This window comes from Vibrio sp. FF266 (genome assembly GCF_041439695.1).
GTDB lineage: Bacteria > Pseudomonadota > Gammaproteobacteria > Enterobacterales > Vibrionaceae > Vibrio > Vibrio tasmaniensis_A.
Genome location: NZ_JBGOOO010000023.1, coordinates 17,991 through 34,474, shown reverse-complemented (window position 1 = coordinate 34,474; position 16,484 = coordinate 17,991). Strand labels below are relative to the sequence as shown.

The window sequence follows — 16,484 nt, the reverse complement described above, 5'->3', positions numbered from 1 at the left end:
TCTATAAATCACTCTTCAAAACACGATTGGAACAATCCAATCGAACAAATTTAACTCAGCTATGAATTAAGTGGAACCTAGAGAATACGGGAGGGAAACCCCCTTCATATGAGGACTTAAAACTAATTTTTCAAATAATAACAAATTAAAACACAGATCACACTTAGCCTTACACAAGAGGCATCCATTAAATGTTACTTACAAAAATATGACATAGATCTCACCAAGTCTAAATATAGAGTAAAAACACTAAAAAACAACCTATACCCATTAATTATCAATAAGTTAATTAAATTAAAAATACAAAAACCAAAACCATGCCAAATTCATCTGGTCTGAACAGATCATAGTGGCCTCTGGGAGCATTGTATCGACCACTCACCTCGGGTAGCCTGCTCAACCATTAAACAAATTCACACGTTTTCTTTGCGGATACCGACTTGTCGTTTAGTCAGACTTTGAACAGGATTTTAATGGACATCGCCTCAACATTTGAATGCCACCGTCGCGCATGAAACACCTCCCCTACTCTCGTAAGTCAACGCACTTCGAAAAACTAATTTCTATCTGGTTGCCGCCACTCAGCAACCTGAATTTTCAGCTGCGCTTCCCTAAGTCTGTTTCAGATTTTCTTTCTATAGCTTTAAAAGCGCAGCCTCAAAACACGACATCACTTTCTGTGATTTCTAGTGGAGACTCATAATGAGCCAACCCGAGACAAATACACCGGAATCAGTCGACGATTCTCGACTGAATAAACGCCTTAAAGATATGCCTGTCGCTATCGTTGGTATGGCGAGCATGTTTGCAAACTCTCGCTACCTGAATAAATTTTGGGATCTTATCAGCGAAAAGATCGATGCGATTACTGAAGTACCAGATACGCACTGGCGTCCAGAAGATTATTACGATTCAGATCGTACTACGCCAGACAAGTCTTACTGTAAGCGCGGTGGTTTCATCCCAGAAGTAGACTTCAACCCTATGGAGTTCGGTCTTCCGCCAAATATCCTAGAACTGACTGATACTTCACAGCTGCTTTCTTTGATCGTTGCAAAAGAAGTACTTGAAGATGCCAAGCTGCCTGAAGGCTACGATCGCGATAAGATCGGTATCACGCTGGGTGTTGGTGGTGGTCAAAAGATCGCTCAAAGCCTAAATGCACGTCTTCAATACCCTGTTTTGAAAAAAGTCTTCAAGAGCAGTGGCATCAACGACGAAGACAGCGAAATGCTGATCAAAAAATTCCAAGACCAATATATCCACTGGGAAGAGAACTCATTCCCTGGTTCATTGGGTAACGTAATTTCAGGTCGTATCGCTAACCGCTTTGACCTTGGTGGCATCAACTGTGTAGTAGATGCTGCGTGTGCAGGTTCTCTAGCCGCTATGCGTATGGCTCTAAGTGAGCTGGTTGAAGGCCGCAGTGAAATGATGATCACAGGTGGTGTGTGTACTGATAACTCGCCAACCATGTACATGAGCTTCTCTAAAACACCCGCATTTACCACCAATGAAACCATTCAACCTTTCGACATCGACTCAAAAGGGATGATGATTGGTGAAGGCATCGGTATGGTTGCTCTGAAGCGTCTTGAAGATGCAGAGCGCGACGGCGACAGAATCTACTCAGTGATTAAAGGTGTGGGTTCTTCTTCGGATGGTAAGTTCAAGAGTATTTACGCACCTCGCCCTGAAGGACAAGCAAAAGCACTAAAACGTGCTTACGATGATGCTGGTTTCGCACCGCACACGCTTGGCCTATTAGAAGCGCACGGTACAGGTACAGCAGCAGGCGATGTGGCTGAATTTGGTGGCTTAAACTCGGTATTCAGTGAGAACAATGAAGAGAAGCAACACATTGCATTAGGCTCTGTGAAATCTCAAATTGGTCACACTAAATCAACCGCGGGTACTGCAGGTTTAATCAAAGCTGCATTAGCACTGCACCACAAAGTACTGCCGCCAACGATTAACGTATCGGCTCCGAATCCTAAGTTGGATATCGAGAACTCGCCGTTCTACCTAAACACACAAACTCGTCCTTGGATGAAACGTGTCGACGGCACACCGCGCCGTGCAGGTATCAGCTCATTTGGTTTTGGTGGCACTAACTTCCACGTGGTATTGGAAGAGTACACACCTGAGCACGCTCGCGGTGACAAATACCGTCAACGCCAAGTACCGCAAACTCTGTTATTCAGTGCGGAATCTCGTCAAGCATTGATCAATGAGCTCAAGCAGGTTTCAACTCAAGCTGCAGACGCTGCGTTCAAACTGGAAGCGCTTGCTGAGCAACACGCTCTACGCGAAGTTGACGCTAAGCATGCTCGTCTTGGTTTAGTCGTGACTGACCAAGCAGATCTTTTAGCGCAACTGACTCAAGCGCTTTCTATGCTTGAGAGCCAAACAAAAACACATTGGCAGATGCCAAACGGTACTAGCTACCGTGAGTCGGCACTGATTGCAGAAAACGGCGCAGGTAAAGTGGCAGCGCTATTTGCAGGTCAAGGTTCGCAATACCTCAACATGGGTCGCGAGCTTGCTTGTCATTACCCTGAGATGCGCCAACAGCTTTCTCAAGCGGATCAAGTATTTGGTCAACACAAGAAAACGGCTCTGTCGCAAATTCTGTTCCCAATTCCAACCTTCACACCAGAAGCAACCAAAGCTCAAGAAGCGGTGCTAACCAACACGGCCAATGCGCAAAGTGCGATTGGTACTGTGTCTATGGGTCAGTTCGACATCATGACTCAAGCTGGCTTCAAAGCAGACATGGTCGCAGGCCACAGCTTTGGTGAGCTAAGCGCACTATGTGCATCGGGTGTTATCTCGCAAGACGATTACTACCAGCTAGCTTTCGCTCGTGGCGACGCGATGGCGGCGACACCAGAACAAGGAGACAGCGGTACTATGTTTGCGGTCATCCTAGACGCAGACAAGCTTCCAGCCGTTGAAAGCTGCATCAGCCAATTCGAAGGCGTAAGCATTGCCAACTACAACGCTCCGACTCAACTGGTTATCGCAGGTCCAACAGCAACCGTTCAACAAGCAGCACAAGCGCTAACAGAACAAGGCTTCAAAGCGATTGCTCTGCCAGTGTCTGGTGCTTTCCACACACCGCTTGTTGCTCACGCTCAAAAACCATTTGCTTCTGCAATTGACAAAGCTTCATTCAGCGCTCCAACGCTGCCGCTTTACTCGAACGCAACGGGCAAACTGCACAGCAAAGACGCGAAAGCGATTAAGAAAGCGTTCAAGCAACACATGCTGCAATCGGTTCGTTTCAGCGAGCAAATTGAAGCGATGTATGAAGCCGGTGCGCGTGTATTCGTTGAGTTCGGTCCGAAGAACATTCTTCAAAAGCTGGTTGAGAAAACATTGGCTGATAAGAACGAAGAGCTTTACGCAATCAGCATCAACCCAAGCCCTAAAGGCGACAGTGACCAACAGCTTCGCTTAGCTGCGGTTCAACTGTGCGTGGCAGGTATTTCATTAGACAACATTGACCCTTACCAAGCTGACATTGCTGAACCTGCAAAGGCATCACCAATGAACATCAAGCTGAATGCAACCAACTACATCAGCCCTGCTACTCGTAAGAAAATGGATCAATCATTGGCTTCGGGCAACGTCACCGAAAAGACTGAGATTGTTGAAGTGAAAGTTGAAGTCGAGAAAATCGTGGAAAAAGAAGTGATTAAAACAGAAATCGTTGAAGTACCTGTGGCTGCTCCTCAAGCTTCAAATGTACAACAGTCAGCTGCTCCAGCACCAAGCGCACAAGTAGCAACAACAGCTCAGCAGCCTCAAGTGGTTCAAACAGCCCCGTCTAACGTAACGGTTGATGAATCTTCACTGCAGTCGTTCTTCAATGCTCAACAACAAGCAGCAGAAGTACATCAGCAATTCTTGGCGATTCCTCAGCAATACGGTGACACATTCAACACCTTAATGTCTGAGCAAGCGAAAATGGCAACGGCAGGCGTAGCAATTCCTGAGAACCTACAGCGTTCTATGGAAATGTTCCACCAGCACCAAGCTGAAACGCTAAAAGCTCACGCTCATTACCTAGAAATGCAAGCGCACAGCAACAGCTCTGCACTTAATATGCTGACGCAAGGTTCAGTACAAACGGCACAACCAACCTTCGTTGCGTCTGTAAATGCTCAGCCAGTAATTCAAGCTACTCCAACAGCTATCGTTCAAGAGCCTGTAGCTCAAGTACAAGCTGCTCCTGTACAAGCTGCGCCAGTTCAAAATACAACAGTTCAGCAAGCTCCAGTCCAGAAAGCCGTTCCTGCACCACAAGTAGCGGCTCAAGCGGCAGCGCCTGTTGCAGCTCAACCTGTTCCAGTTAAAGCGCAACCGGCTCCCGTGGCTACACCAGTAGCAGTACAATCAGCCGATGCTGAAAAAGTGATGCTAGAAGTGGTCGCTGAGAAAACGGGTTACCCAACGGAAATGCTTGATCTAGAAATGGACATGGAAGCAGACCTTGGTATCGACTCAATCAAGCGCGTAGAGATCCTTGGTACCGTTCAAGACGAAATGCCGAACCTACCAGAGCTGAACCCTGAAGATTTAGCTGAGTGTCGTACTCTTGGTGAAATCGTTACTTACATGAACAGCAAGATGCCAGCATCAGCGCCTGTTGCCGCACAGCCAAGCGCAACTGCTCCTGTTCAAGCCGCTAACGGTCTTGATGCGAAAGTCGTTCAACAAACCATGCTAGAAGTGGTTGCTGAAAAGACAGGTTACCCAACGGAAATGCTTGATCTAGAAATGGATATGGAAGCAGACCTTGGCATCGACTCAATCAAACGTGTTGAGATTCTTGGTACGGTTCAAGATGAACTGCCTACTCTTCCAGAGCTAAACCCTGAAGACTTAGCTGAGTGTCGTACTCTTGGCGAAATTGTTGACTACATGAACAGTAAACTTCCAGCTTCTGCTCCTGTGTCTTCACAAGCACCAGTAGTTACTCCGGCAACAGCTAGCAATGGACTAGATGCGGCTGTCGTTCAGAAAACCATGTTAGAAGTAGTCGCAGAGAAAACGGGCTACCCGACTGAAATGCTAGACCTAGCAATGGATATGGAAGCTGACCTTGGTATCGACTCAATCAAGCGAGTTGAAATCCTAGGTACGGTACAAGACGAACTACCGACTCTTCCAGAGCTAAACCCTGAAGACCTCGCAGAGTGTCGCACTCTAGGCGAGATAGTTGCTTACATGAATACTAAAAGCATGAACAGTAAGCTTCCGGTGTCTGCTCCAGTAGCAACTCAAGCATCTGCACCAGTACAAGCAGTATCAAACGGTTTAAACGCAGAACAAGTTCAAAGCACAATGTTGAGCGTAGTCGCGGATAAAACGGGCTACCCAACAGAGATGCTAGACCTAGCAATGGACATGGAAGCAGACCTTGGCATCGACTCAATCAAACGTGTTGAGATCCTTGGAACGGTTCAAGACCAGCTGCCAACATTGCCAGAGCTGAACCCTGAAGATCTAGCTGAGTGTCGTACTCTTGGCGAAATCGTTGACTACATGAACAGCAAACTAGGCGCTAATGAAGCTCCTAACGCAGCAACTGCGACAGTAGCAGCTACAGCCGCTGTAGAAAGCGCAAGCAACGACCTAAACCCTGCTCATGTTCAATCAACCATGATGGAAGTGGTTGCCGATAAAACTGGCTACCCAGCAGAAATGCTCGACCTAGCGATGGACATGGAAGCAGACCTTGGTATCGACTCAATCAAACGTGTTGAGATTCTAGGTACGGTTCAAGACCAGCTTCCAACGCTGCCAGAGCTAAACCCTGAAGACTTAGCTGAGTGTCGTACGCTTGGTGAAATCGTTACCTACATGCAAAGCAAGCTATCCGCAGCTGCACCTGTAGCGACTGCTAAAGCAGAAACAGCGACAGCGGAACTTCCTCCACACAATGAGGTAGCGCTAAAAAAGCTACCAGCGGCAGATAAACTCGTCGATTGTTTCTCAAAAGACGCTTGTGTCGTGATCACAGATGATGGTCACAACGCTGGTGTTCTAGCAGAAAAGTTGACCGCTAACGGCATTCAAGTTGCTGTAGTGCGTAGTGCTCTTTCTGCCGCGTCACCTTTAAACAGTGAAATTGCAAGCTACACGCTCAACAGCGTCGATGATGCTGGTGTGACTGCAGTTATTAACGACATCGAAGCAGACCTTAAAACGTCGAACAAAGTGATTGCTGGCTTCATTCATTTACAAGCTATCGTTGATGCCAAGCAAAGCAACGAGCAAGCGGTTAACTTGAATGCAGACTCAAGAGCTTCACTGACGACAGCGTTCTTATTCGCCAAGCACCTAAATGGTCAGCTGAATGCCGTTTCTGGTCGTAGCGTGTTCTTCACACTGAGCCGTATCGATGGTGGCTTTGGTTACCTAGATACTAAGCAATTAGCGAACGCAGAACTTAACCAAGCGGCTCTATCTGGTCTAACTAAGACACTGAGCCATGAATGGTCAAACGTGTTCTGCCGCGCATTGGATGCTGACGCTTCGATTGATGCTCGTCATCTTGCTGAAGCAATCACAGGCGAACTGTTCGATATCGATACCAACACGGTTGAAATCGGCCTTAGCCATGCGGAAAACGGTGAATCTGGTCGTGCAACACTGATTGCAGCAACACCAGGTGCTGCACAAACCAAAAACACAGGCGCTCAACTCACCAAGAGCGACAAAGTTCTCGTGACGGGTGGCGCTAAAGGCGTAACGTTTGAATGTGCACTAACGCTTGCTAAGCAATGTAAGTCTCACTTCATTCTTGCAGGTCGTAGCAAACACATTACATCACAAGAGCTACCTCAATGGGCACAAGGCAAGCAAGAGAAAGAGCTAAAACCAGCGGCTATTGCTCACCTACAAGCAACAGGTGACAAACCAACGCCAAAGAAAGTTGATGCCTTGCTAAAACCGGTATTGAGCAGCCTTGAAATCAACGCAGCACTTGCCGCTTTCAACGAGATTGGTGCGAGCGCTGAATACCTAAGCCTAGATGTGTCGAACCATGAGTCAGTAGCGAAAACGCTGGCGAATTTCGAAGGCATCACAGGTCTTATCCACGGTGCAGGCGTACTTGCTGACAAGCACATTCAAGATAAAACGCTTGATGAACTGAACATGGTTTACGGCACGAAAGTGGGCGGACTAGAAGCAGTTCTTGGCGGTCTTGATAGCAGCAAGCTAAAACTGATTGCGATGTTCTCTTCAGCGGCAGGTTTCTACGGAAACACAGGCCAAAGCGATTACTCGATGTCTAACGAAATCCTAAACAAAGCGGCTCTGCAATTGTCTGCTCGTAACCCTCAAGCGAAAGTGATGAGCTTCAACTGGGGACCGTGGGACGGTGGCATGGTAAACGCTGCACTAAAACGTATGTTTACAGAGCGCGGTGTGTACGTAATTCCTCTTCAAGCAGGTGCAGAGCTGTTTAGTTCTCAGCTACTGAACGAAACTGGAATTCAATTGCTGGTTGGCACGAGCATGCAAGGTTCTGACAACAAGGAAGCTGCTGTAAAAAAGCTTAATGCGGAGTCTGTGCATCTTGCAAAGAGTCCGCTGAATACAAGCATCACTGTGACACGTCATCTTGATCCGAAGGCATTACCTTTCATTCAAGATCACTGCATTGCCGGTAACCCAGTGTTACCGACAGTGTGTGCTATCCAATGGATGCGTGAGATAGCAGAGCAACTGTTAGGGGTGAACGTTAGCGTTCACAACTATAAACTGCTTAAGGGTGTGATTTTTGATACTGATGAAGTGCAAGAGCTAACGCTTGTCTTGTCTTCAGACGCTAAATCAAAAGATCAGCTAAAAGCAGTAATCAGCTGCCAAGGGCGACCACAGTATCAAGCTCAGTTGCTAGTTGCCTCTGTGCAAGTGTCTGAAGATGTTCAACAAGCGTCGACAAAACGCTTTGAAGCTAACTCTTCAACACCAGTAACAACGGCACAAGCTCTATACAGTGACGGCACTCTGTTTCATGGACCAAGATTGCAAGGTATTACCTCAGTTGAACGCTTTGACGACTTAGGCTTATTGGCTCAATGCCAGTTGCCTCAGATTGAAAACAGCGACTGCGGATCATTTATTCCTAAGCAAGGCTTTGGCGATAGCCAACCATTTGCCGAAGATTATCTGTTGCAAGCCATGCTGGTATGGGCTCGATTGAAGTACGGCGCGGCAAGCCTACCGTCTGCAATCGGTGAGTTTGTTTGTTACGCACCGATGCACAACGGTGACCAAGGTTGGCTAGAGCTGAGCGTGATAAAAAGCACGGCTCGTTCTCTGCAAGCTGATATCTCGCTTTACCACCAAGATGGTCGTTTAAGTGCGGTAATGAAAGGTGCAAAAGTCACCATCAGCAAGAGCTTAAACGACGCATTTTTGCCGAAGTCTAGCTCAACAGGTTCGAAGAAAGAGTCTAATAAGAACGCAGAAAAGGAGCAATTGTCATAGTGACTGTTCCTACTAATAAAGCGATGCCATTGCGCATCGCTCTTTTAGCTCAGCCAGCAAACGCGGCTGAGCTTTCTGCCGACTTATCATCTTCGCTTCCTGAGATGATGACAGTTGTGGTTGGTGGCAATTTTAATCAAGCACTTACTCAAGCGATTGAAGCTGTCAGTCAAGATAGTGCTGTTAAGCTTTGTTTGGATTCTCACTCTCCATCATTGGTGATGTTGAGCGCGCTGACCGCGGCTCAAAGCAAGATTCATCCACACGCTTATCTAGCGAGTTTTGCAGATGCAGCTACCGAAGATAGCGTTCAGCTTGCTCTGGAAATTGCACGCCGCCCAGCTTCAGACTTAAGCCATCAACAACAATATTCTGCACTTTCTGCTTCGCAGCAGTTTGATGAATTGTTGAATATGGTTAATGCGATATCGAGCCGTTCATTACCTAACCATTACTGGTTCACTGAGCCGAACAAAGCTCGTGTTACTGCGTTAACTTTCAGTGACGATAGCCAAAAATCCACCAGCCTGATCTTGACTCAAGCGACCGGTTTGCAAGAACCAAAACCCTTGCTATCGAGCGAGCGTTTGATGTTTGTGGTTTCTGGCAATGACCAAGCTGAATTGGTTTCTCAGTTGACCTCACTAAGAGCTGAGCTTAAATGCGTTAACGAAGCGGCAGACAGCAAACTTGCTATCGCTACCTTGATGCATTCAAACCTAAGTCACTTGCAAAGCATTCAGCACAATGCTGGCCGTAGTGCGAACATCGTGATTCAAGCGGCTTCAATTGATGCTGCAATACAAGAGATCACAGCGCTAGAAAATGCGTTGCCAAAAGTAATGGCTGAAAATAGCCAATACAAAACGCCAGCGGGCAGTTGTTTCTCACCGATGCCTCAAAGCAAAGGTGGAGTTGCATTTGTTTACCCAGGTGTTGGCACAGTTTATCCCGGCATGTTGCGCGAGTTTCACCAGCATTTCCCACAGTTATTTGCTCGTTTAGAGCGCGAAGGTAACTTGAAAGAAATGTTGCAGGCTGACAAAACCTACGCTGAAGACTCGCAAGAAATGTCTCTTAGTGAGTTGGCAATTGCAGGTGTAGGCAGCAGCTATCTGTTAACACAACTGCTATGTGATGAATTCAAAGTGCAACCAGATTTCGCCTTGGGTTACTCCAAGGGTGAAGCCTCCATGTGGGCCAGCTTAAATGTTTGGAAAAATCCACATGCGCTGATTGAGATGACTCAAACCAGTCCTATCTTCACGACGGCTATTTCTGGCGAACTCACCGCAGTGCGTCAAGATTGGCAGCTGAACGGCGACGAAAGCATCCAATGGAATAGCTTTGTGGTTCGCAGTGATGCACAAGCGATTGAGGCTCTGTTACCAGAATTCCCACGCGCTTACCTCGCTATCATCCAAGGTGACACTTGCGTACTGGCAGGTTGTGAAAGCACATGTCGTGCATTGCTCAAGAAACTGGGTAAACGTGGCATTGCCGCTAACCGTGTTACTGCAATGCACACCACACCAGCACTAAGCCAGCATAGCCAAGTACGCGATTTTTACACACAACCACTGTTCGACGAGTTGCCAAAGCATATCCGCTTTATCAGCGCAGCAGGTCTACCGACTGGCGCACCAATCAATATCGACAGTGACAGCATCGCCCTTTCGATTGCCGACACTTTCTGTTCAACGCTGGATTTCACCGCGTTGATCCAGAGTGCGCGTCAACAAGGTGCTCGTCTGTTTGTCGAAGTAGGTGCCGATCGTCAAACCAGCACATTGATCGACAAGATCAATCGTAGCGACAACGTAGCAGACCAGTACTGCACAATCGCTTCCAATGCCAAAGGCGGTGACGATGTTGTCACGCTCATCAAATGCATTGGTCAGCTCATTACTCATCAAATTCCACTGTCTGTCGAGCCACTTATTCAAGGGCTAAAACAACAGATCACCACCGCTAAGCAATTAAGTGGTGTGTCTCAAGGCAGCGCAGTGAATCATCAAGGAGAGCTAGTATGAGTTCTCAATCGAACCAGTATCAGGCTCAGAACAAACAACAAGTAAAGTGCAATAAGATCGCGATTGTTGGTATTGCAAACCAATACCCAGAAGCTGATACGCCAAAAGACTTTTGGCAAAACTTGCTGGATAAAAAAGATTCTCGAACCACATTAAGCGCTGAAAAGTTAGGAGCTAAACCTGAAAACTATCAGGGCGTGCAAGGTGAGTCAGACCGCTTTTACTGTGACAAAGGCGGTTACATCGAAAACTTCAATTTCGATAGCAATGGCTACCGCTTAACAGCAGAATCGTTCAACGGTGTTGACCAAAGTTTCCTATGGGCTTTGGATACCAGTCGTAAGGCGTTAGTCGACGCTGGCATTGATCTGAATGCCGATGTTTTAGAGCGCACAGGCGTGATCATGGGTGCCCTTTCGTTCCCAACCACACGTTCAAACGACCTGTTTCTACCGATTTATCACTCGGTGGTCGAGAAAGCATTTAAAGATAAATTAGCTAATGACCAATTTTCATTGCTACCAACCAATGAAACCGCGCAAGACCTCAACCCTATCAATGGTGCAGCGGCACACAACGCCTCTAAGTTAGTGGCTGATGCATTGGGTTTAGGTAACGTACAACTGAGTCTAGATGCCGCATGTGCAAGCTCTGTGTATTCATTGAAGTTAGCGTGTGATTACTTGAATACAGGCAAAGCCGACATGATGTTGGCAGGCGCGGTATCCGGTGCTGACCCATTCTTTATCAATATGGGTTTTTCGATCTTCCACGCTTACCCTGATCACGGTGTGTCGGTTCCGTTTGATAGCAACAGTAAAGGTCTGTTTGCTGGCGAAGGTGCGGGGGTTTTAGTCCTAAAACGCTTAGCTGATGCAGAGCGTGATGGCGACAATATTTACGCAGTCGTCAGCGGTATTGGCTTGTCGAACGATGGCCGAGGCCAGTTCGTATTAAGCCCAAACAGCAAAGGACAAGTCCAAGCCTTTGAACGCGCTTACGAGGCTTCGAACTTATCACCAGACAGCATTGAAGTGATTGAGTGTCACGCAACCGGTACACCATTAGGTGACAAGGTTGAGTTAACCTCAATGGAGCGTTTCTTTGCTGACAAATTGAATGGTTCGAACCCGCCATTGATTGGCTCTGCTAAGTCCAACCTCGGTCACTTGCTGACTGCGGCGGGTATGCCAGGGATCATGAAAATGATCTTTGCGATGAAAGAAGGTGTGCTTCCGCCAAGTATTAACTTGGATAAGCCACTATCGTCGCCAGAAGGTTTATTTGGCTCACAGACTCTGCCAACGCAGGTTCAATCTTGGCCAAGTAAAGCGGGCAACTCAGAGCGCTGTGCGGGTGTTTCTGTCTTTGGTTTCGGTGGCTGTAACGCTCACTTACTGCTTGAAGCGTATTCAGACACCAGTCATGTAAACCCGACTCAAGAGTCAGCGTCTCCAAGCCTACAACCATCTAATTTAAGCATTACTGGTCTAGCGTCTCACTTTGGTTCTCTGCAGAGCATCAACGCGCTAAGCACTGCGATTGAGACCAACAACGATGCTTTCATTGCCTTGCCTAAGAAGCGCTGGAAAGGCTTAGACCAACATCCAGAACTACTGAATCAGTTTGGTTTACACGGTATTCCAAATGGCGCGTACATCGATCAATTCGATCTCGATTTCCTACGCTTCAAAGTGCCGCCTAATGAAGATGACCGTTTGATCTCTCAGCAGTTGCTACTGATGAAAGTTGCAGACGAAGCGATCAAAGACGCCAAGCTTGTAGCAGGCCAAAAAGTTGCAGTACTCGTTGCGATGGAAACAGAGCTTGAGATGCACCAATTCCGTGGACGCGTAAACCTGCATAGCCAATTGGCTGACAGCTTTACCAACATGGGGATTGAGCTGACACAAGATGAATACCAAGCGCTAGAAACCATCGCGATGGACAGTGTGATGGACGCAGCCAAGCTGAACCAATACACCAGTTTCATCGGCAACATCATGGCTTCGCGCATCTCTTCGTTGTGGGACTTTAACGGCCCTGCCTTTACGATTTCAGCCGCTGAACAGTCGGTTGCTCGTTGTATCGATGTCGCGCAAAACCTAATGTCGCAAGAATCGATGGATGCAGTCGTAATTGCAGCCGTAGACCTAAGCGGCAGTGCAGAGCATGTAATTCTGAAGAACAGCATGAGCCCAGTGTCACTTGCTCCAAAATTCGGACAAACGCAAGACGGCAGTTGGAATGTGGGAGAAGGCGCAGGTGCGATTGTTCTTGTTGAAGAGAGTCGAATAGCGAGCAACCAAGATACGGCTTACGGCAGCATCAACGCATTGGCCTTTGGCTCAAGCGAGAATAACAACGCCGTGGCTGATGAGTTACTGACTCAAGTCGGTCTGAGCTCGAACGATGTTTCTCTGCTTGAGCTTAACCATGCACCAGAGTCTTCGTCATATCAGTCTTCGTCTCTAAGTTTAGCGAGCACAAGGACGACTCAAGCGAGTCTACGTGTTGGGCACTGCTCTGCAGCTTCTGGGATGGCAAGCCTGTTACACGGTCTGCTCAACCTGAACCTTGCACCTCTGAATCCGAATGTCAGTTCTAAGAGCGTGATTGTTGCCAACATCAGCGAAGGACAATGTTCACAGCTACTACTAAGCCAATCGAGTGTTGAATCTCAGTCACTATCGGTTCGTTTAAGTAATGAACTGGCGAGTGATGCTAAACGTCAATTAGTTAAGCAAGTGACATTAGGTGGTCGCGATATCTATCAACATATTGCCCAAACCCCAGTGACTAACTTAGCAACGATTCAACAGAAAGCTTCTGGCAAACAAGCAGCAAGAGTGGCGTCTATTCCAACGACAGCAAGCATTCAAGCAGCCCTTGCGCAAAAAGAGTTAGAGAAGAAAGCATTAGCGCAGAACGCGGTAGAGCCAGTCATCGAAACTCCGACTTCAGTATCCCCTACTCTGGCGCCAACTCGCCACAGTCAGCTAACAGGTAACCACAGCAATATGACTCATGTCTTATCCGCTAAAAATGGCGCGTCTCAAATCGACGCAGCTTCACAGCAGCCACAAAATCTAAACCAAGCTCAGGTAAGCCAAAACCAAGCTTTTGCTCAAAACCAGCAAGCGGCGCAGCAAGTACACAAAGCATTCCTGCACACACGTGCCCAAGGCATGCAAATGGCTGATGCGTTATTAAAAGCACAGCTAAACGCAGTGACATCTGGTTTAGATAGCAATGCCCTTTCTCAACAAACGACTGGTCAGCAAACATCAGCTCAGCCTGTTCAAGCTCAACCGACTCAGGTTCAGTCAGTGCCAGTAAACGTACTTGCGACGCCAGCATCAGTAAAACCTATCCGTAAGCCATGTATCTGGGATTACGATGATCTGGTTGAATACGCTGAAGGCGACATCGCTAACGTATTTGGCCCTGATTACGCGATCATCGATAGCTACTCGCGTCGCGTTCGCTTGCCAACCACGGACTACCTACTGGTATCTCGTGTAACCAAGCTAAACGCGACCGTTAACGAGTACAAGCCAAGCACAATGACCACAGAATACGACATCCCAGTTGATGCGCCGTATCTTGTTGATGGTCAGATCCCTTGGGCTGTTGCAGTTGAATCTGGTCAGTGTGACCTAATGCTAATCAGCTACTTAGGTATTGATTTCGAAAACAAAGGTGAGCGTGTTTATCGCCTGCTTGATTGCACGCTGACCTTCCTTGGCGACTTGCCTCGTGGTGGCGATACACTGCGTTACGACATCTCAATCAACAACTTTGCTCGCAATGGCGACACGCTGCTGTTCTTCTTCTCGTACGAATGTTTCGTTGGCGACAAGATGATCCTGAAAATGGATAACGGCTGTGCGGGCTTCTTCACCGATGAAGAGTTGGCAGATGGCAAGGGTGTGATTCACACTGAAGATGAAATCAAGGCTCGTAAGCTTGCAACTAAGCAACGCTTCGATCCTATGTTGCACTGCCCTAAAACTCAGTTTAACCACCAAGAATTGCGTCATCTACTGACTGCCAACATTGCAGAATGTTTTGGTCCAACTCACCAATCCAATAGCCACCAGCCTTCTTTATGCTTCAGCTCAGAGAAGTTCATGATGATCGAAAAGGTTAGTCGTGTTGAACCACAAGGTGGCACATGGGGACTTGGTCTGATTGAAGGTCATAAGCAGCTAGAGCCTGAGCATTGGTACTTCCCTTGTCACTTCAAAGATGACTCGGTAATGGCTGGTTCTTTGATGGCAGAAGGTTGTGGTCAACTGCTTCAGTTCTTCATGATGCACCTTGGCATGCACACGCTTGTTCAAAATGGTCGTTTCCAACCGCTTGAAAATGCGCCTCAACAAGTACGTTGCCGTGGTCAAGTTCTACCACAATCGGCAGAACTGACTTACCGCATGGAAGTGACTGAGATTGGTCTAAGCCCTCGCCCATACGCGAAAGCTAACATCGATATTTTGCTGAATGGCAAAGTGATTGTTGATTTCCAAAACTTGGGTGTGATGATCAAAGAAGACGACGAATGTACTCGTTATCTGCCTTCTTTAGAATCAGCTGTCGCGACCCCTGTTATCGAAAGCTTGGACCATAAAAGCTTGGGCCATACACCAGCAGTGAACCAACAGGCTTCAGCGAATGCGCCATTGATGGCTCAAATTGAAGACCTAGAAACTGCACCAAACAAAGGTGTGGTTCCTCTTCAACACGTTGAAGCTCCGGCAACGCCTGATTACCCGAACCGCACACCCGATACGGTTCCATTCACGCCTTACCACATGTTCGAATTCGCGACTGGCGATATCGAGAAGTGTTTCGGTCCTGATTTCTCTATCTACCGTGGAATGATTCCACCACGTACTCCGTGTGGCGACTTGCAGCTAACCACTCGTGTGGTTGAGATCGACGGTAAGCGTGGCGACTTCAAGAAGCCTTCATCGTGTATCGCAGAGTACGAAGTGCCAGAAAATGCATGGTACTTTGATGAAAACAGCCACCAGACCCTAATGCCTTACTCGGTATTGATGGAGATTTCACTGCAGCCAAACGGCTTCATCTCTGGCTACATGGGAACAACACTGGGTTTCCCAGGTGAAGAACTGTTTTTCCGCAACCTAGATGGCAGCGGCAAAATGTTGCGTAACGTCGACTTGCGCGGCAAAACGATCACCAACGATTCTCGTCTGCTTTCAACAGTAATGATGGGCACCAACATCGTTCAGAGCTTCAGCTTCGAACTGAGCACTGACGGCGTGCCGTTCTACCAAGGTACAGCGGTATTCGGTTACTTCAAGGGCGCAGCACTGAAAGACCAGCTTGGTTTGGACAACGGTAAAGTGACTCACCCTTGGCATGTTGATAACAACCGCACGCCGGATGTAAACATCAACCTACTAGACAAAACGACTCGTTACTTCAATGCACCTGTTTCTGCTACTGGTGAAGTGCAAGAGCACTACCAACTGGCTGGCGGTCGCTTGAACTTTATCGATACGGTGCAGATCACCAGCGATGGTGGTAAAGACGGTCTGGGTTACCTATACGCTGAGCGTACGATTGACCCAAGCGATTGGTTCTTCCAGTTCCACTTCCATCAAGATCCGGTAATGCCAGGTTCTCTAGGTGTCGAAGCGATCATCGAACTGATGCAAACCTATGCGCTAAATAAAGATCTTGGTGCTGGCTTCCGCAATCCTAAGTTTGGTCAAATCCAATCTGAAGTGAAATGGAAATACCGTGGTCAGATTAACCCTCTGAACAAACAGATGTCACTGGATGTACACATCACTGCAATCAAAGACGAAGACGGCAAACGCATCATCGTTGGCGACGCAAACCTGAGCAAAGATGGTCTACGTATTTACGAAGTGAAAGACATCGCGATTTGTATCGAAGAAGCATAAG

Annotated in this window: 4 protein-coding genes; all 4 read left to right on the top strand. The window is 47.5% G+C overall.

Features of this window, described 5'->3' with window-relative positions:
- Nucleotides 1–511: 511 nt before the first annotated feature.
- From ACED59_RS16420 to ACED59_RS16405, 4 genes are read left to right on the top strand one after another with little or no spacing between them, the layout of a single operon-like run.
- Nucleotides 512–703, top strand: coding sequence for a hypothetical protein (locus ACED59_RS16420; RefSeq protein ID WP_017098773.1), 192 nt, complete (start codon nucleotides 512–514; stop codon nucleotides 701–703).
- Nucleotides 703–8,511 carry a phosphopantetheine-binding protein gene (locus ACED59_RS16415; protein ID WP_371705058.1) on the top strand — a complete coding sequence of 2,603 codons (7,809 nt, stop codon included), beginning with the start codon at nucleotides 703–705 and terminating at the stop codon, nucleotides 8,509–8,511. The genes ACED59_RS16420 and ACED59_RS16415 overlap by 1 nt, the downstream gene beginning before the upstream one ends.
- The gene (locus tag ACED59_RS16410) at nucleotides 8,511–10,544 is read left to right on the top strand and encodes a PfaB family protein (protein ID WP_017096197.1); all 2,034 of its coding nucleotides are present in this window, start codon (nucleotides 8,511–8,513) and stop codon (nucleotides 10,542–10,544) included. The genes ACED59_RS16415 and ACED59_RS16410 overlap by 1 nt, the downstream gene beginning before the upstream one ends.
- Nucleotides 10,541–16,483 carry a beta-ketoacyl synthase N-terminal-like domain-containing protein gene (locus ACED59_RS16405; protein WP_371705057.1) on the top strand — a complete coding sequence of 1,981 codons (5,943 nt, stop codon included), beginning with the start codon at nucleotides 10,541–10,543 and terminating at the stop codon, nucleotides 16,481–16,483. Before ACED59_RS16410 ends, ACED59_RS16405 begins: the two co-directional genes overlap by 4 nt.
- Nucleotide 16,484: the final 1 nt, after the last annotated feature.